General features: G+C 28.6%; 13 protein-coding genes and 1 pseudogene. 11 read left to right on the plus strand and 3 right to left on the minus strand.

The window, feature by feature from the left end; translation table 11 throughout:
• Nucleotides 1-234: 234 nt before the first annotated feature.
• Nucleotides 235-1,326 (minus strand): annotated as a pseudogene (locus CLSA_RS04630) (transposase); the annotation flags it as partial.
• Between the two features lie 170 nt (nucleotides 1,327-1,496).
• Between CLSA_RS04630 and CLSA_RS04635 the strand changes: the two are divergent.
• From CLSA_RS04635 to CLSA_RS04645, 3 genes are read left to right on the plus strand one after another with little or no spacing between them, the layout of a single operon-like run.
• Nucleotides 1,497-3,770, plus strand: a complete 2,274-nt coding sequence (locus tag CLSA_RS04635; protein ID WP_022744245.1) for a hypothetical protein — start codon at nucleotides 1,497-1,499, stop codon at nucleotides 3,768-3,770.
• Between the two features lie 19 nt (nucleotides 3,771-3,789).
• Complete coding sequence (locus CLSA_RS04640) at nucleotides 3,790-5,331, plus strand: DUF262 domain-containing protein (protein ID WP_158380589.1); 1,542 nt, start codon at nucleotides 3,790-3,792, stop codon at nucleotides 5,329-5,331.
• A gap of 12 nt (nucleotides 5,332-5,343) precedes the next feature.
• Nucleotides 5,344-7,206 (plus strand): DUF262 domain-containing protein, encoded by a 1,863-nt coding sequence (locus tag CLSA_RS04645; protein ID WP_022744247.1) that lies wholly within the window; start codon nucleotides 5,344-5,346, stop codon nucleotides 7,204-7,206.
• A 319-nt stretch (nucleotides 7,207-7,525) separates the two neighbouring features.
• Here CLSA_RS04645 and CLSA_RS04650 read toward each other — a convergent pair whose 3' ends face one another.
• The gene (locus CLSA_RS04650) at nucleotides 7,526-8,527 is read right to left on the minus strand and encodes a linear amide C-N hydrolase (RefSeq protein ID WP_041716085.1); all 1,002 of its coding nucleotides are present in this window, start codon (nucleotides 8,525-8,527) and stop codon (nucleotides 7,526-7,528) included.
• A 506-nt stretch (nucleotides 8,528-9,033) separates the two neighbouring features.
• Here CLSA_RS04650 and CLSA_RS04655 point away from each other — a divergent pair.
• The 7 genes from CLSA_RS04655 (at nucleotide 9,034) to CLSA_RS04685 (ending at nucleotide 17,442) form a co-directional block, all read left to right on the plus strand.
• A complete protein-coding gene (locus tag CLSA_RS04655; protein ID WP_022744249.1) occupies nucleotides 9,034-9,801 on the plus strand; it encodes an ABC transporter ATP-binding protein in 768 nt (255 codons plus the stop codon).
• Entirely contained in the window at nucleotides 9,791-11,779 is a 1,989-nt protein-coding gene (locus tag CLSA_RS04660; RefSeq protein WP_022744250.1) for an ABC transporter permease, read from the plus strand. The genes CLSA_RS04655 and CLSA_RS04660 overlap by 11 nt, the downstream gene beginning before the upstream one ends.
• A gap of 56 nt (nucleotides 11,780-11,835) precedes the next feature.
• Nucleotides 11,836-12,699, plus strand: coding sequence for an ABC transporter ATP-binding protein (locus tag CLSA_RS04665; RefSeq protein WP_041716472.1), 864 nt, complete (start codon nucleotides 11,836-11,838; stop codon nucleotides 12,697-12,699).
• Nucleotides 12,700-12,701: 2 nt separating this feature from the next.
• Entirely contained in the window at nucleotides 12,702-14,921 is a 2,220-nt protein-coding gene (locus tag CLSA_RS04670; RefSeq protein WP_022744252.1) for a M1 family aminopeptidase, read from the plus strand.
• Nucleotides 14,914-15,624 carry a hypothetical protein gene (locus tag CLSA_RS04675; RefSeq protein ID WP_022744253.1) on the plus strand — a complete coding sequence of 237 codons (711 nt, stop codon included), beginning with the start codon at nucleotides 14,914-14,916 and terminating at the stop codon, nucleotides 15,622-15,624. The genes CLSA_RS04670 and CLSA_RS04675 overlap by 8 nt, the downstream gene beginning before the upstream one ends.
• A gap of 130 nt (nucleotides 15,625-15,754) precedes the next feature.
• Nucleotides 15,755-16,426, plus strand: a complete 672-nt coding sequence (locus CLSA_RS04680) for a response regulator transcription factor (RefSeq protein WP_022744254.1) — start codon at nucleotides 15,755-15,757, stop codon at nucleotides 16,424-16,426.
• A complete protein-coding gene (locus tag CLSA_RS04685; RefSeq protein WP_022744255.1) occupies nucleotides 16,423-17,442 on the plus strand; it encodes a sensor histidine kinase in 1,020 nt (339 codons plus the stop codon). Before CLSA_RS04680 ends, CLSA_RS04685 begins: the two co-directional genes overlap by 4 nt.
• 439 nt (nucleotides 17,443-17,881) lie before the next feature.
• Here the strand turns inward: CLSA_RS04685 and nagA are convergent, their stop codons facing one another.
• Nucleotides 17,882-19,012 carry an N-acetylglucosamine-6-phosphate deacetylase gene (nagA, locus tag CLSA_RS04690; RefSeq protein WP_022744256.1) on the minus strand — a complete coding sequence of 377 codons (1,131 nt, stop codon included), beginning with the start codon at nucleotides 19,010-19,012 and terminating at the stop codon, nucleotides 17,882-17,884.
• 280 nt (nucleotides 19,013-19,292) lie between these two features.
• On the opposite strand from nagA, the gene CLSA_RS04695 reads away from it, so the two are divergent.
• Entirely contained in the window at nucleotides 19,293-20,018 is a 726-nt protein-coding gene (locus CLSA_RS04695) for a GntR family transcriptional regulator (protein WP_022744257.1), read from the plus strand.
• The last annotated feature ends 65 nt before the right edge of the window (nucleotides 20,019-20,083 follow it).

Raw genomic sequence — 20,083 nt, forward strand, 5'->3', positions numbered from 1 at the left:
AAAACTGAATAAAAATTGATTAGAAATTGCAAAAACATCATTAATTGATGGAAAAGTTGCTTTTATACAATTGCAATGGTTTTATTAGCTAAAAAAGGCCGTACAAAATAAAGCAAAACTGCATTCTGATTTTTACAAATAAAGTTTATGCTATTAATGGCTTAAGGCTTCGTATATATTCATGTTTATGTATTTTATCTGTTACGATGACTGTTATTAGTTGAGTTATTCCAGCTAGAAGTAAATCATCATGAAGCGTTTGCTAATTTTGGGTTTTACGGACTACAACGCAGTAACTGTCTTTGAAATGATTGATATTTTTTTCAACAGTTACTCTGATTTTATAAGTATTATTCCATTCTTGGGTTCCTCGTCTTATCCCAGGATATGCGCGCAGGTTCTTTTCAGGATAAATATAAAACATTCGTCCACATAAGGAATTTGTACATGGATTTTCACATAAAGTTGGATCATTCGGACAGCATGGAATGCCGTCTTCGTTTAAAGGGCAATCAACATTTTCTTCTAATGTCAGCTTAGTTTTTAAAGGAATATATGCTTTATCAAATTTTAATTCAAGAAGAAGATTACGACAAATTTGAATACTGTCAAAAGCAGCATTACCTAAAAAGATTTTTGGATTTATTAGTGGATGCTCGTTAAAAAAATCTTTAAGAACAGGGATAAGAGATTTATCTTAATCAGGTGAATCAGATTTTTTTTCAACAATAATATCAGGATATGATTTGAGAAAATCTTTATTATAGAATGAAATATCTCTTACGATACCGAGGCCATTAGTAATGATGCCGAATTTAAAAGCATAGCAAAAATGTCAATTGATATACATCTGTTGGATGGCAGAATTGGCTGAAGCGTGTGAAGGCATACAGCCAGAAGCTGCTTTATAATGCGATTAGCATATTTAGGATTATTTTCAGTGACAAATGTTTCAATATCTGAAGTATCAAAAATAGTCATGGAAGCAAGATTTTCATCAATCTGTTGGCATATCGGTTCAGTAATATCAACAAGATTATCGAACATGGATTGTAAGTCCAAAAGAAAGTCCTGCTTAAAACGAGTAAACTTAGAGGAATCTGGAATTTTTAAAAAGCCACAGAAGTCTCTTAGTTCTTGAGAATATTTAAGAAAAATAATTAAAAGATCATCTTTAGGAATAGAAAAAATACGTTGTAAAATTAAAGCACTAATCATAGTATAAAGCTGATATTTTCGCGGCCTTCCTGTGGAAGCGTAAAAATGGTTAATGAAGGGTGCAGGAACTAACTCATCAAGATCGATAGTGTTTTTGAGGTAATTCAATTTTACCATAAATCACTGATGAGTTATTTTATTTTGTTAAAAAAATATTCCGCATTTATGAGGGGTGCGGCGTTTCGCAAACGCCTATTTATATAATCCGAGAAAGGAGAGTATAAAGTGTTTATATCATAAAATTATTTTGAGATAAGCATATTATACTGGAAGTGAGAATGAGATTTATAAAAAAAGCGAATATAGAACAGCTTAGAAGTATCACAGAGCAACACAAAGAATTAGAGTTATTTATAAGTAGAAGCGATGCTATTTCATTAAGTGACAAAACAAATGACATAAAACATATATTAAAAAAGCAGCATGCTGTAATTAAAGCAGTTCATTGTCCAAGTTCTAAATTTAAGACTATATGTGATTATGATAATGAGTGTTCTACGAATGTCATGTCTTTGTGTGAAATAGTAACATGTAATGAGGAAAGGGAGATATTTAATCAGATTTGCAAATTTGCTGATGAATGTGGTAAGGAATTTAAAATTAACGTAATAGTGATTATTCATACGGGCTGTGTAATTGGGTGTACGAAAGATAATGAATTTAAATGTCCATTTAATAGTGATGGTTCATGTTTGTTTCAACAAAAAAATGATCTTTACACGAATGGTGTAATTGAGAATGATATGTTAATAAGTTTTGTGGAATCAGTTAAAGTATATGATAATATTACAATTTCTTTTGAAAATATTACTCCATTTAAAGTTATAGAAAGAAAAAATGTAGAGTTTACTGAAGGAAAAAATTTTGGGTATGGATTTGAAAATGTAGAGATGGCAGAAATCTGTAATGAAATACTTTATAACAGTAAAAAGAATAGCAATAGAAATGAAACGGATAACCTTGATTATGCTGCCAAGAATGTAAAAAAGCAAAAGTTTGGAACAGTATTGGACTTTTGCCATGTCTTGGCTAACTTTGAAATATTGGGAATTAAACAGGATTTGAAAGAATATGTATCCAGATATATAGAAAAAAATAAGGTATTACTTCAGTTGATTCATTTATCAAACTACGATAAAGAGAAGAATGAACATGGTAAATGCTTTAATATCAAAAATGATAATTCTTTGCAAATGATAAAAAGGTTGTGTATGGAAAATGTTCGAAGTATACCTATTACTTTAGAGGTAGAAGACGGAGAAAAAATGGACAAGTCAATACAAAATTTTAATGAAATTATGTTGGAGTGGAATAAAATACATCCTTTGTTTGAGGAATATGTCACAAAAGAGACTTTTACCTTTTTTGAGAAACTATATAAAATAATGTCGATAGATTATGATGACAATAAAAATCAGTTTTATGATGCGGCAAAAGAAATAAAACAATATGTATGTAAAAGATCTAAATTAGATGAAAAGTTATTTGATTTTACTATTAATAAACAAGATGAAATAAATGTTTATGCATTTCAATTACAATCATATATATATTATATGAGATATGTTATGTTGGCATTAGATTTAATGGATGAGTATAGGGATGATAAGGGAAGGTTTGAAAGAACTATCAGTCATTACATTTTTAATGATAAATATGACGAACTAAAATTTGAGGGATTAGGATATTATTATAATATTTTTTGGAAAAAGCAAAATATGACATTATTTCATTGTTATGATGGTTGTGAAGGTGGAAATTGGAATTTGTGCTCAGATGGTAAAAATTTTGATAATATATTAAAGCGATGCAAGGCTCATATAGAAGGGACAATGCTAAATTTTTATTCATCAAGTAAATATTTTGGAAGATGTATGATGAAATATTTTAATGATTATTCTAATAATGATAATGTTGATTATAATATATGTATTTATGAAAAAATGCCAGTTAACTATGTTAAAACTAATGTTGGGATAGTATCGTTGCAAGAATATCAAGAGAGATGCTTGGAAAATAGCAGTGGAGTTGAATTTGACGATTTCTCTATTGATTTTAGTGATTTCTTGAAGGATAGGGATGATGATATAGCTAGTTTGAATAATTTATTTAAGAAAACTACTGGATCTGAAGTAAGTAAGGAAAAATGTGGATCAATATATGACGGAGAAGTTATATTTTATAAAAGTTGGGATGAAAATAGTTCTAAGAATTCACAGAATTATAAAAAATATAAACTAACAATTGAAGAATTTTATATATTAATGAGTTCTTATTTTGAAAAAGTGAAAGTTCAGGAAAAAAGTATTACAGATATTGTTAATGAAATTTGTGAAAAAGATATAGAATTACAAACAGATTCTAATGCAAACAACTCAATTAAGATAATAACAAGTGATGTGAAAAAAGAAAAAATTGAAGAAATCTTGAATAAAATTGATTTTGATATAGAAAAACTTCATCAGCCCAAAAAAGAAAATGAGAATTATGGAATTATTAATGATAATTTAGAGGTATATATTAACGATTTAAAAAATAGTTATATGAGATAAAATGTATGGAGATAAGGATATGAAACTATATGAACAGTTAAATGGAAAAACTATAACATTTGGTCAATTGTTAAATTTGATAAATGAAATAACTAATGATGGTGAAAAAGGTAAAGTTTATATTCCTATATATCAACGTAATTATAAATGGAATCGGAGTACAGGAAACAGTAATGCTGAGAGATTAATTAAAGAGTTGATATATAATTTTAAGCATGGAAAATCAAAATCACTTTCACTTTTTACTTTGTATGTTAAAGATAATCAAATTCAAATTGTTGACGGACAGCAAAGGATGATTACACTTATGTTAATCTTCTATGCAATTGAGCATAAGGATGATTTCATAAGGTTGGAATTTGAACGAGATTTTCAATTAGATAACAAGGATAAAAGAATTATGTTTTTGAGCCATTTGATGAATCATCATGAAATGGGAAAAAGTGCTGAGGATATTTTTAGAGAGCAAACTAAAGCTTTGTCTGATAAAAGGCGATTAACTTATAATTACATAGGTATCAAAGAGAAAATAAATGATGAAAATGAAGGACTTCCACATGATAAGTACAATACATTCGCTGAATTTATAAAGAATAATGTGAATTTGTTATTACATATTACCTCAGATGAACCCGTTTCAGAATTCCTTAATATGAACAGTAAAAAAATTAAATTTCGGATATGTGATATGATAAGAGCAAAACTTATTATTTATATGTCAATAAATACGGATTTAATTACAATTTCAGATACTTTGGGATTACAGTTAGATGTTGAATATAAGACAAAAATAGCAGAAATGTTCGAAGAAATCTCCAATTTACTTTATGATAATGAAATATATAAAACAGTTAAACTATCTTACTTTGACCCGGACAACACTAGGGATAATCGTTTAAATATTCTTTTTGCGTCAGAAGATTATGGGTTAACAAATGCTAGGTCAAAGAAAGAAGTTCATTATTCTGACTTTCATGAGGATAATCTTGTTGGTAAAGAAAAGATTATTATTCAACGTATTGTTTTTTATAAAAAAATGCTTGATGAAATAAAAAAAGATATAGGTAAGTCCTATTATTTAACGATTCGTGCATTTATAGAATTAAATCATTTAACAGACATTAGGTTCTTTGATTTGTTAAATGAATATATATTTGAGATGGTAAGCAAAGATAAAGAAGGTACACAGTCAGAAGAAGAACTTCTTGCAAAGATTATTCATTCAAAATTTAGTATAGATAGATTAATTTTGAGTAGGATGGAAAGTCAAAATAATAGTAATGATTTAGAAGATGACATAGGTGCAACTGATACATATAAGATTAATAGATATTTTGATGCATTATCAAGTAATACACAAAGAGAAAAAATATCTGATTCAGATTTTAAAGCTTTTTTTAATAATGAAGGTGGATATGAAAATAAAAAGAAGTTCTTTCCAATGAAAAAAAATGATTTAATTGATATGGTTCATGGCTCTGGAAAATATATGCTATATAAATATATTGTTGCCCACGAGAAAGAATTGGAAAATGAAAAATTTGAAACTATAAGCTTATGAGGTAGTGATAAAATGAGGGAATCAATACAAATTGGATTAATAGATTTGTTTTGTAAAGAAAAGAATATTATTATTCCTGTTATACAGAGGGATTATTGTATGGGAAGTTATATGGATGCAGATGATAGTCTATTAACCTATATCTTAAATAAATTTCGTAAATATTCCCTTAATAATGCTGATGAAAACAAAAATATAGTGCTAAGTGCTATTACTGTATACGAGAATAATGAAAATGTTTATATTTATGATGGACAGCAGCGTATTTTTACAATGTATTGCTTATTAAAATTTATAGATTTTAAGATTCAAGAGTGTAATTGTGAGAGTTCAGAAGATTCGTTTCAGAATATAATGACTCAAATTCAGTTTCAATTTAGGAAGGCAATTAATGAGGTGTTCAAAGAAAATAATGATAATTTAGTTACATATGCAACTAAGTCAGTTAATAATTTAAAAGAGACCTTTAATAAGAGGGCTGTGAATTTAGATTTTGTTAGTTTAAAAGTATTTATATTAAAGAAAATAAAATTTGATAGAGTTTCTGTTAAGGGGGAATTATCTACGGCAGAACAATTTTTTATAGATATAAATAGTGGTGTGCCGATTGTTCCATATGAGATATTTAAATGTCTTTTAAATAATAAGGCTGATAAGTGCATAAATGACAAAGAAACAAAAAAACAATGGTTTTCAAATATTGATAATGATTGGCTCGATATTTTTTATAAATTTAAGGAAGTTACTTTGGTTAATGAAACATCAAGAGAAGAATTGATGGAAATGAGGTTCTTGGAATTTTGTTGCAGGATGATATATTGGGAAAAACAGTTAAATAATGAACAGTTGGGTAAACATGCTTTAGAGTTAAAGAGTTTTAATGACACAAGAGATACAGATGATATAAATGATACTGTAAAGTTTATCGATATACTTGAAGTGGATGATTTTGATAGGATAAGCAAGATTTTGAACTCATTAGAAACAGAGTTGAAGGCAGAAGGTAGTTCAGAAAATAATAATATAGTTAATCTAGTTGGTGGAACATTTAATGCAGGAAGCCAGGGAAAGAAAAGAATTGGAACATTGTATTTCGATACAATGTGTGAAGAGAATATAATTTATATTCGCAAATTTTTAAAAAAATTATGTAGTGATAAATGTGGAGATAATAACGAAGATAAAGAACAAGATAATAGCTTGAATATAGAAAGGGCTAAAGATTTAGTAGTGTGGGCTATTTTAAATGAATTGGTGAACCCAAACATTAAAATTGTGAAGGCAGTAAAAAATGAATGGAATAAGTTCGTTATTTATGATAAGCCTATAGCTTATTTAACACCTAATTTTGTGGGAACATGGAAAGAAATTATATACCCGGTACCACAATATTATTATGACTTCAAATATGACGAGGTATATGAAAGTTTAGTGGGAAAAGAAAATTATAACGAAGATGAGAAAAATAAGCTTAACGATATAATGAAAATAATATTAAAGAAAGAAAATTGTAAAATTAATTTAAAAATAATTCCTAAAAATGAACCAGAATATTATGACTTTATGAAAATAAAAGAAAATCAGATTAAATATCCAGAGGTAGCAAAATATCAAATTACTTATAAATATAGAAGGTGTAATTTTTATAAACCTGATAAAAAGAATTATGGTATTCTTAAGAAACTGAATGATATTATAATATATGATGAAGATGGATATGGATATTACCTTTCAGTAAATGATAGGTTTAATTTTTACAAAGACTGCAAATATGGTGTTTCTAGATGGGAAATAAAAGAAAAAGTTAAGGTGCAAGCTTGTATACGACTGGATAAAGAGTACAGCATACAATTTGACGCAAAGCAAATTAATTAGAGAGCATTTTATGTTTGAATAGTTCCTATATGTTGGTAAAAGCCACTTAATGAATAAAAAAAGAGAAATGTAGAGTTTGTTTTTTGATAGAATAAGTAAAAAAATATAGTTTCATAATAAATTAACAGATTTAATTCTAAATTGTACAGGTGTGTACTTTTTAGAACTACTCATACAATTTACCATTAATCAATTCAATCTTTACCTTAAAATCATTGCTAAATTGTATCAAAATCATGGTGCTTAGACATGAAACCCACAAAAATCTAAAATTTAGATTTTGGTGGGTTATTCTTTAAGTGAATTTGCACTTACAAGTTCAATATTGTTGTATTTTTTCAAATTTAACAGGGCGCCTTAATTTCCCTAATGAGATTGGCTGAGAACTATTTGTGCAGTTATCCCAAAGGCTTACACTTGTAATAAGAGGATTTTCATAAGTTTTAAAGAAATATTCACAAGTATTTGTATTAATAAAAGCAGTATATTTTGTATAATCGTAAGTATTTCTATTTGTTATTACTATTCCTTTTGGAATGGTGACACTTTCCATAATATGAAAGCAAGCGTTTATTGCATCTAAACTGTTATTAGGTGTTTCGATATGCGTTTTTTGATATGCTGTTCTTACAAATCTTTCTGGGGATGTGTAGCCTCCTGGTAGCTGCATGGTTCCTGCTGCCTGACCGAATGGTTTTAAATGAACTTTTCCCCAGCATACATCACTAGTTTGTGTTTGTGATACATCCATGTAATTTCTTAAATTAGTCATATGCCACTGAAAATCAGGGCTGTTGGCCATAACTCCAATTTGATTTTGGAACATCTTTAAACCTTTTTCTGTTTGTTCAATAACAACACATTCTCCACTTTTATCTGTGGCAATCCAATGTAAAGGTGCGACTGTTTGTGTCACTGGGTCTTCAAGACCTACAAGATATATGTCCAGTAGGATTTCTTTAAGTTCTTTTACTGATCCACATTTTCCTAAAATATAATGAAGAAAATCTAAAGATGAAATAGGTTCCTTATCAATATAGTTTGAGGGCATTTTGTATTTTGCATAACCTGCAAAATATAATGCTGCTGCCGCAAAGCCTTTTTCATTTACTCCATCAAAAAAGCCAAGCATTCCATCGCTTTCCTGTCCAATTCCCATAAAACTATAGCAATTATAGGATTTATGCATGTTAAGAATATTGTTCCATACATAATATTTAGGTACAATATAAAGCTCTGGATCAATATTATAAGAAAAATCCATGTTTCTGCCAAAAAAATTTTCCAACTGTTTTGATTGTAGCGTTATTGCTGTGCACATGTTAATTCTCATGCCTCCTATGTTTTATTAAATAATCACATCTAGTAGTACTAAAGTTTAGAAACGTTGGTATGTGGTATATCACATTCAAGTATATAAATTTATGCCCCAAAAAGAATAAATGCTATAAATAAAATGTCTATATATTTATAGATATACTTCCACAGGTAATAAAGTTCCATTTTGTATATAAAACTCGTAAGGTCTAGAACAAACAGTTTATATTGTAAGAACGACAAACGAAAGAGATATAAAATTATATTAGGATAAATGAAATAATAACGGACCAAAGATGTGACTCATATTTTGTGTTAGGCAAGGAAGCAAAATATGAAAGAATTCTGGTCCTTTATTTTTTCTTTTTGAATAACATAACAAAAATGTAATGTTAATGATATGTAGTTAAATTGATGATATATATGGAATGATATAGAATAAGTTACATGAAGTGAAGTTAACAGTGAGGTTTAGATAATAAGACATAGCTACAAAAGGGAGAGTTATAAATGAAAAACATATTAAGTGTAGAAAAAATTGAAAAGTATTATGGTAGTAAAGATAATGTAACAAAAGCTATAGATAACATCAGTTTTAAGGTATATGAAGGAGAGTTTGTTGGAATAATGGGACCTTCAGGAAGTGGTAAAACTACATTACTTAATTGTATATCAACAATTGATAATGTTACTGCTGGAAAGATAATGATAAATAATAGTGATATTACTAGATTAAAACCAAAGGAATTAGATAAGTTTAGACAAAATGAGCTGGGGTTTATATTTCAAGACTTTAACTTATTAGATACTTTAACGGCTTATGAGAATATTGGTTTAGCATTAACAATACAAGGTGAAAAAAGTTCAAAAATAGATGGAAAAATAAAAGATGTAGCAGGAAATTTAGAAATAGAACAAGTTTTAGAAAAATATCCTTATCAAATGTCTGGAGGACAAAAGCAAAGAGTTGCTTCAGCAAGAGCAATAGTAACAAATCCATCAGTAGTACTTGCAGATGAACCAACAGGAGCTCTGGATTCTAAATCAGCTAGATTGTTACTAGAAAGATTTGAAACTTTAAACAAGGAGTTGAAGACCACAATACTTATGGTTACTCACGATTCTTTTACAGCAAGTTATGCACATAGAATACTTTTTATTAAAGATGGAAAAGTTTTTAGCGAACTAATAAGAGGTAATGATAGTAGAAAAGAATTTTTTAATAAAATTATAGAAGTTATCTCTCTTCTTGGAGGTGATGATAACAATGTATTTTAAAATTGCTTCTGGAAACATTAAAAAGTGCTACAAGGATTATACTATATACTTTTTAACACTAATACTAGCTGTTTGTATATTTTATAGCTTTAACTCTATTGACTCACAAAAGGCACTTTGGGATATAAAATCTTCAAATGCAAAATATATAGAAAAATTAATGGATATTATATCTTACTTTTCAATATTTGTATCAGTAATATTAGTTAGCTTAATATTGTATGCAAATAATTTTTTGATAAAGAAACGTAAAAAAGAATTAGGAATCTATATGACTTTAGGTATGTCAAAAAGAAAAATATCTAGAATTTTAGTAACAGAAACTTCTATAGTGGGAGCTATATCTTTAATTGGAGGTCTTATATTAGGAATTGGATCAGCACAGGTTTTATCTGTATCTACATTAAAGTTATTTGATATTGGAATGAATGAATATAGATTTGCTGTTTCAATAAGTGCTATAGGTAAGACTATATTGTACTTCGGAATAATGTTTTTACTTGTAATGATATTTAATGTATTTGTTATTTCTAGATATAAGATAATTGATTTACTAGCAGCAGATAAAAAAAATGAAAATATAAAATATAAAAATCCGTTTATATATTTAGCATCATTTGTGTTAAGTGTAGTATTATTGGCATTTTCATATAAATCTATATTAAAGATAGGTTTAGAACCTAAAAATACTATGTTTATATTATCAGTAGCCATTTCAATAGCAGGAACAGTATTGTTCTTCTTTAGTTTATCTGGAGCTGTATTATATATAATAAGTAAAAATAAAAAAGTATATTTTAAAGGCTTAAATATATTTGTGGTAAAACAAATAAACAGTAAATTTAATACAAATTTCATATCAATGTCAGTAATATGTTTCATGCTATTTATTACAATTCTTATATTATCCACAGGAATAAGTCTTAAAAAAGATTTTGAAGCAAGTCTCAATAAAATAGCGCCATTTGATGCCAGTATAATATTATATGCTAATGATGAAAACAACAATATAGAAGAGGTACTTAATAAAATTGATTTTAAAATAAGTGAAAATGAAAAAGCTACAACTTACAATGAATATGCTTCAGCGGTAGAGCTGAAGGAGTTACTTTCAGTAGAAGATGAAACTTTTGAGGGCTATTTTGGAAGCTTTGTAAAAATATCTGATTATAATAAAATATTAAAACTAAGAGGCGAAAAGGAAATAAATTTAAAGAAGGATGAGGTTTTGATTTTATCAAATTATAGCAAATTAGTTAAGCCAATTAATGAAAAATTAGAAAATAACAATAAAGTTAATATTAATGGAAAAGAATATTTTGTTAAAAATCATGAAGCGATACAAGATAATCTTAATGATTTTATAATAGAAGCGACTTTTTGCACAATAGTTATAAATGATGAGTTTTTACCTAATAGCAAAGTTTTTAAATCAGTGATTAATGTAATGTATACAGATAAAAATAGAGAGGAAAATAACAAAAAATACGATCAAATCAAAAATTCTTCTATTGATGGTGAATATAGTAGCTTAGGCATTGCAGATATAGATGCTCATTCAAAGGATAGTGTTTATTCCGGTGGAAAAAGAGTTACAACTTCAGAACTGTTTATTGGATTATATTTAGGTATTGTATTTTTAATAACTACCATGGCTGTATTAGCGCTTCAACAATTATCAGAAGCTAGTGATAGCATAGAAAGATATAAAGCTTTAAAGAGGATTGGTGCAAGCAAAAAAATGATAAACAAAACAATTTTTATTCAAACATTAATGCATTTCACCCTTCCAGTAATTATGGCATTAATTCATTCAGTTATTGGTGTTGCAGTAGTTAATAAAGAGATAGGTATTTATAATCCAATAGATATTAGATTTTCAGCATTAATAACAGCTTTAATATTTGTTGTGGTTTATATAGGATATTTTTATATAACATATACAGGATATAAAAACATAGTGAAAAATAATATGTAAGGGACAATTAAGAGATATGAATAATTAAGGAGTATGAAAGAATGGATAATAAAACTATGAAGATTTCAATTAAAAATTTAAATATGATTTACCCAAAAGGGAAAAAAGCATTACAGAATGTGTCATTAGAAATAAAAAGTCCAAGCCTTATTGGACTTTTAGGACCCAATGGAGCAGGAAAATCAACACTTATGAAACTTCTTGTAGGAGGGTTAATGCCCACCAGTGGTGAGATTCTTATAGATGGGAAGCCTTTGCTTAAGAATGAAAAAAAGTTAAAAGCAAACTTAGGATATCTGCCACAATCTTTTGGACTTTATGATGAGCTTACTGTCTGGCAGTTTCTAGATTATATGGCAGCATTAAAAGGAATAAAAAATAGTAAAAAGGTTATTGAAGAAGTAATCAACAAGACAAATCTTACAGAAAAACGAAAAGCACGTATTTCAACGTTATCAGGTGGTCAAAGGCAGCGTGTCGGAATTGCCCAGGCTCTTATGGGAAATCCAAAATTATTAATATTTGATGAGCCAACTGTTGGACTTGATCCAGAGGAAAGAATTAATTTCCGTAATTTATTTTCTAAGACGGCACAAGATAAGATTGTCTTATTATCTACTCATATAATTGAAGATGTACAATCAGTGTGTGATAAACTGATTGTTATTAATCATGGGCAAATTTTGTTTACTGGTACACCAGAAGAATTGATAGCGCTGGCCCACAATCATGTTGGTGTCTTTGAAGAAAAAGCGGGAGAAAGTTCTGACTGGGAATATAAGGTGACAGCAAGAGTTAATACAGTAAAAGGAATTGCCTGTCGTGTTGTAGCAGAAATACTGCCAACTTTTGCAGAGGCCGTGGAGCCTACGCTTGAAGATGCTTATATGTATCTTATTATGGGAAAAGAGGTGAAGTAATCATGAAAATCTTTTCCTATTTAAGGGTGGAATTAAATCGTATTTTTCACTCAAAAATAGTTTATCTGATTATGATATTAACGATGATTTCCCAAATGACAGGATATAAGTTATACAATAATGGTATGCTTGATGAAACGTTATCTGGTCATTTTATTGGAAATCCAGCTAGTGCTGGAGCTCTTGGCGGGGGGATATTGTTTGCAATTTTAACTTTGTTAGAATTTGATAGAGTACGCAAAAATCAAACAGAAGCATTAATTAATAGTGTTGTATCACCTTTAGTATTAAATGTAGTAAGATTAATATCCATAGGAACAGCAGCTATAATTTCTGTTTCTATTGCAGCAGTGATTTATTTTCCATATACATTTATGAAAATGGAAAATACCTTTGAGTCATATACTTATTGGAATAGTTTCTTTCTTTTAATGCTTCCTTCTGTATTATTATCAATTTTAGTGATTTCTGCATTTTATCAGATTTTTTATCGTGCAGATATCAGTATGGCTGCATTTATTGCATTTATGTTGGTGGGCTTTAGCAAATGGTTTGATAATATTAATATTTTACACTGGATAAATCCAATTGTTAATGTACTTTCTGATGATTTTGGTAATAACATAGTATTTAAAGCAATGCAGCATAATCGTTTGTTTTGGTTTTTGACAATTGGTGGAATGTGGGTAATTGGATTGTTATGTGTCCGTCGGTATGGTAAAGGTTTATTTAAGTCAATTTTGCACAATTCAAGCAAAATCTACATTCCATTATTAGCTGTAGTACTAATATGTAGTGGAGGCTATACGTATATAAATCAACCTAATATTTATTTAGAGTCTGAAGTTGATAATTCAGATGAAATCAATGAACAACTTGAAGTTTCAAACACTGATTTGGAAATATCATTTGATACCAATAAAGGAAGTCTTTCAGGAAAGGCAACTTATTGTCTTCAAAATTTGAGTGGTAGTGAACAGGAATGCAAAATTATGATGAATCCTGGATATACTATTCACCACATCACAGCAAATGGAAAACAGATTATATTTGAAAATTTAAACAATAGAAAAGGCAACATTGTATTTAATGTACCGAATGTTCCACAGGTTAAGATTAACATAGAATATAGTGGCGTGCCTAAAATTGAAGAAACTTATAGTGACCTTTTAGTAGTAAATTGTAATATGAGTAATAAATGTATAGAGCTTATTAATTCAGATAATATTTATCCACAGCTTAGAGTACAAAAAAGTAAAGATGGAGCACCAATTACAGGTAAATTTACCATGCCTTCAGAGCTCACACCAATTGTATATGGACAGAAAAATAAGAAAATTACTGCAGATGATAAATCGATAAAGAATTTAGATGCTAATACAGTAAAAATACTTTCTGAGGATGAGAAAAATAGAACTTGGTCTTTCCATCTTAATGGTAGTAGTTGGTTAACTATTATGGCTGGTGATTATGTTATGAAGAATCTAGGTGATGAGAGTATGCCAATAGAGTTTTATTATAGTCGTAAAATGGAAGACAGAATGAAAGATAAGAGTGCTGATAAAGTTATGGAGGATACTATTAAATATTGTACTTGTAACTATGGTAAGTTACATAATGTTTCTGAGAATAGTCAACTTAGAATAGCGCAAAGATCAATATTTGCGGGTGGTGGAATGGCGCTTCCGAATCTTAGCATTATTGGTGAAATTAGCTTTAGTGATAAAAATTTAAATAATAAATCAAATGGATCAAATGTGGCTGAAGTGCTGGGACATGAACTTGCTCATCAGTGGTGGGGACTGGAAACCATAGGTGAAGGTGAAAATAATGAAAACTGGTCTGCAGAAGGCTTCGCCGTTTATACAACTTATCGAGTTGCAAAGGAAACCCATGGTGAAGAATATGCTCAAAAAAATTATGTGAACCAGTGGAAAGAAGCTTCGAAAGCTCAGGATAATAATTTTTATAATAGACATCCAGAATATTTAGATATACTACCTGAAAAATATGCTGATGAAATTAGTGAGTGCAATGAAGTTACACGTCTATATTCAAAAATGCCTCTTCAAATTTTAAAAGCTGCAGAGCTTGTTGGTGGAGAAGACAAGATGGATAAAATTCTAGCTAAATTATATGAGAATAGCCAAGAATCAAAAATCACATGGCAAGATTTTTTAGATGATTGCAATCTTAAAGAGGAGGACTTAAACATTGAGTAGAGTATTTAAATATGAACTTAAAAGACTGATTATAAATAAATTTTTCTTAGGATTACTTATTATTTCTGCTTTTTATAGTCATCAGGTTATGACTGGAGATATTATCCTTGGGGTTGCAAACACAGCCCCATTCTCAGGTTGGAGCTATGGAGCATATCTTGCTAAAGAGTTACCAATTTTACTTGTTGCATTACTATTTTTCATATCGTTTCTTTATTCAAAACAAGAGAAGAGTGTACAGACTTTAACTAAAGCGACGCCTATTGATCCGTTTAAGTTTCAGATTCTACGTTACGGAGCCATTATTATAGCATTTATTTTAATTTCTGCAGTGCCGATTAGCTATAGTTTGTGGTTCTATAGTGTGAATTTTAATTTTACTAATTTTGGAACTCTTGTGTTGCCTAGTTTTGTAACACTATTGCCAGCTATGCTTTTTATGCTTGGCTTAGGAATTTTAGGAGGACGATACCATCAAGGAATAATTTTTGCACTTATGGTAGTAGTAATATTGCTTAGTTATGTTCCATTACCGTATGCAGTTGATTTGCTTGGAGAAAATTTCTTTGCAAAATATCCAGAATTTCTTGATATGGTAGAACCAGAATTCTCAATACCTGTAAGTGTAATAGTTGGAAAACTAATATTTGGACTAGCTGGATTTGGGATGATGCTGATATCTTGTAATCAAAATAAAAAGTAAATATTTTATTGAAATGGTGTTTTTACTAGTTTATCATAACAATTAGAGGCAGCCTGTCATATATGAAATCTAAGTATGATGAGTAAAATGCAGTTGTATTCAGCCTTATATGTATAGAAGGGAGAAGATAATGGGGAAAATTGTTATTATTGAAGATGATGAAGCTATAAGAGAAGAATTACAAAACTTTTTAATAAAGTATGGTTATGAAGTAAAAGCACCTATAAGTATGGATAACATAATTAAATATGTTGAAAATGAGAATGCAAGTTTGATATTACTAGATATTAACCTTCCTATGTATGATGGTTATTATATATGCAGAGAAATACGCAAAACATCAGATGTTCCAATTATAATAGTTACAAGCAGAGATAGCGAAACAGATGAATTAATTAGTATGAATTTAGGGGCAGATGATTTTATAACAAAACCTTATAATACAGAAATACTGTTGGCAAGAATAACAAATATTTTAAAAAGAACATATGGAAACTTAAAAACTAATAGTATATTAAGTTACAGAGATTTTAATATAAATCTTTCAAATGCAACTATTACTTATAAAAACAAATCTTTAGAGTTAACTAAAAATGAGGTTAAGATACTTTCATATTTAATAAATAATAAGGGGAGTATAGTAAAAAGAGATTCACTAATGGAATATTTATGGAAAGCAGATTATTTTGTAGATGACAGTACTTTAAATGTTAATATTAATAGATTAAGAAAAAAACTTGAAGAAATAGGGATAGAAAATCCAATAGAAACCAGAAGAGGGTTAGGGTATATTATGCCATGAGTATAGGTGAATTTATTAGAGATAAAGTTATTGTAATATTATGCAATATGCTGCTATTTATTATATTATCAGCTATATTGTTTATAATTAATGTTAAATTAATTATAATTGTATTTGTTTTTTGTATCTGGTTTTTCCCATTAATATCATATATAACTGTAGAGTTTGTAAAATATAAAAATTATTATGATGAGATTGATAGGATAATAGAAAAATTGGACAAGAAATACCTGCTTCCAGAGATGTTAAAGGAAGCAGATTTTATACAAGGAGAAAAACTTAATCGTATTCTTAAAGAAATATGCAGAGATATGCATGAGAATGTAAAATATTTTAAAGATATGCAGGCGGATTATAGAGAATACATAGAAACCTGGATACATGAAATTAAGACACCAATAGCTTCCACAAAGCTGACAATTGAAAATAATCAAAATGAAGTAACTAATAAAATAGATTATCAATTAGACAGGATTGAGGGGTATGTAGAACAAGTACTTTACTATTCTCGAAGTAATAATGTTAGCAAAGATTATATTATAAAACAAATTAATCTTGATAATGTAGTAAGGAATGTAGTTAAAAAAAATTATAGAGATTTTATTCATAAGAAAATAAAAATAAATATAAAGGATACTAATGAATTTGTATATAGTGATGTGAAATGGACTGAATTTATTATTAATCAGATAATAGGAAATTCTATAAAATATTCAAGTAATAAAGAACCAATAATAAATATACATTCGATTAAGAAAGCTAATTCGGTAAGGTTGATTATAGAGGATAATGGAGTAGGCATAATTGACAAGGATATACATAGAGTATTTGAAAAAGGTTTTACTGGTGAGAATGGAAGGAGATTTAGCAAAAGTACAGGAATGGGATTGTATTTATGTGAAAAGCTCTGTTTAAAATTAGGATTGAAGATTAATATTGACTCTGAGGTAAATAAAGGAACTAAAGTTATGTTAATATTTCCTCTGTCAGCTATGGAAACTTTTACCGATGATTAGTATGTATTAATATCTTCAGGTGGGAACATAACTATGAGCTCAAAATAATTATTTACTAGTATATGTTATGAAGTATTATCAACGTATATATGCTAAATTTTTATAATGCCAATTATGACTTAGCTTTATTCAATTTAGTTTTATATCTTATAGATATCCAATTTAAGAATTAAACTTATAATTGGAATGTATTTCCATACTAGAAATAATGGGAATTCTTTTGCGTAGTGTTGCGTTGATAATTTAGTTGTAGGATTTCTTCAGCAGAAGTTGTTCTATTCTCGCTTGTCCTCAACTTGTTTAAGGAGAATGCAAGAATGGGACAACTTCTGCTGTTAGAAATCCACAGCTAAATTATCTAGCAACCGAGCTAAAGAATTCCCCTTATTTCGGTTATTCACCACATAAGTATGATTTATAGTTTGGATATCTATAAGTATCATAATATTTCTTTTCCTAAAATGAAAACTTTCTTTATATTAATATCATCATCAAATAGGATTAAATCAGCATCATAGCCTTCCTTAATTTGTCCTTTATGATTATCTACTTTACAATGTTTAGCTCCGTTAAATGAAGCCATCTTCACAATTTCATGTAGAGGTAAATTTGAATTTTTATATACGTTTCTAACTGCTTTATCAAGGGTAAGTACAGAACCTGCTAAAGCTCCATTTTCCAAACGTGCTTCATTATTATTTACTATGACTTTTTGACCGCCTAAGGAATATTTACCATTTGGCATACAACAGGCCATCATAGCATCAGATATTAATAAAACATTATCAGTCCCTTTTTGCTTATATGCAATTCTTAAAGCTGCATATGTAATATGAATTCCATCAGAAATTGTTTCAGTAGTTAAGTTACTATCAAAAATAGCGCCTACGGCTCCTGGATCTCTATGATTTAAAGGTGTCATTCTATTATATAAATGAGTTGAATGACTAGCACCACACTTTATGGCTTCAATCATGTCCTTGTAAGTTGCATTTGTATGGCCTAGTGAGCATATAACTCCAGTATCGGAGATATACCTGATAAGTTCCTTAGATCCTTCAATTTCAGGTGCTAGTGTCATTGAAACAATAATATCTTCATAATCTTGTACTATCTTCTTATAAGTTGAAATAGATGGAGGTAAGAGATATTTAGGATTTTGTGCACCAAGCATGCTTGGACTCACAAAAGGACCTTCTAAATTAGCGCCTAAAACATGAGCTCCATCACAACCAATTTCCTTCATATTTTTTATAACATTTAATGATTTTCTAATATCTTCTATAGAAACAGTCATAGTAGTAGGAGTAAAGGAGGTTGTCCCATGTACAGCTATTGTTTTAGAAATGGTATTAATTGCTTGACTGGTACTATCCATTGTATCATAACCACCTGCACCGTGAATATGAACATCAATAAAACCGGGTGAAACGTATAAACCGTTTGCATCCAATATATCTTCATCACAGCATTTGCTAGGATTTATTTCTTTAATCTTTCCGTTTTCTATACGTATTGATCCTTGTTCTATTTTATCTAGATAAATTATATTACAATTTTTTATTATCATGTTATCGCTCCTTTAGGTGCAATTTTTTTTATTTTACTAAGTGGACATTACCAGCTGTTTGTATTAATTATATATGATTTATAGAAGAGATTCAAGTGTGTATTGACACGAGAATAATAATTAATTATAATTTTATTGTAGTGGTAATTACCAGTTGAGTTTGACTTTATATAGATATCTAATTTAAGAATTAGATTCTTTCATATTCCTAAATATTTTATTTTGTATTAAGTAAGGTTATAATTAATCATAAACTGCTAGAACTAAAAGAGGTGCATTTATGATTAAAATTGATAAAAATTCAACAATTCCGTTATATGTTCAACTAATGAATATTCTTATAGAAAAAATACAAAATGAAATGGATGAAAATGATAAATTGGATTCTGAAAGAGATATTTGTAAAAAGTATGAGGTTAGTAGGACAACTGTAAGAGAAGCTTTAGACGAGTTAGAAAAAAATAAATATATTTATAAAGTACAAGGAAAAGGAAATTTTATATTTCCAAGAGTAGTAGAGCAAGATTTAATAAAGGTTTCGTCATTTACAGAAGAAATGAAAAAGCATGGGAAAAAACCAACTTCAAAATTATTAAACTTTGAGATTATTGAAGCAAGTAATAAAATATCTAAAAAATTAAAAATAGAAGAAAATGAACTTGTATTTAAAATCTCAAGAATAAGGATTGCAGATGATACCCCAATGATGTATGAAATAACATATTTGCCATATGAAAGATTTGAAAAACTAACTAAAGAAATGATTGAAGAAGTTCCATTGTATGAATTATTAAAGAATATTTTTAATGTAAATATAATATCAGCAGAGGAAGTAATTGAGAGTGTTTTAATAAATAAATTGGAAAGTATCTATTTGGAAATACCTCAAGGACAGGCAGGATTAAAAGTTGAAAGAATAGCATATGAGCAAAAGGGAATCATTGAATATACTATAACTATAGCAAGAGGAGATAAGTATAGGTATAGAATTTGTTTAGGCGCGTGAAAATAAATAACAAGTGCAATTTGCCATGGATATTTTTTATCAGGCAAGGAGGTAAATTGCCCTCA

The organism is Clostridium saccharobutylicum DSM 13864, assembly GCF_000473995.1.
Lineage (GTDB): Bacteria > Bacillota > Clostridia > Clostridiales > Clostridiaceae > Clostridium > Clostridium saccharobutylicum.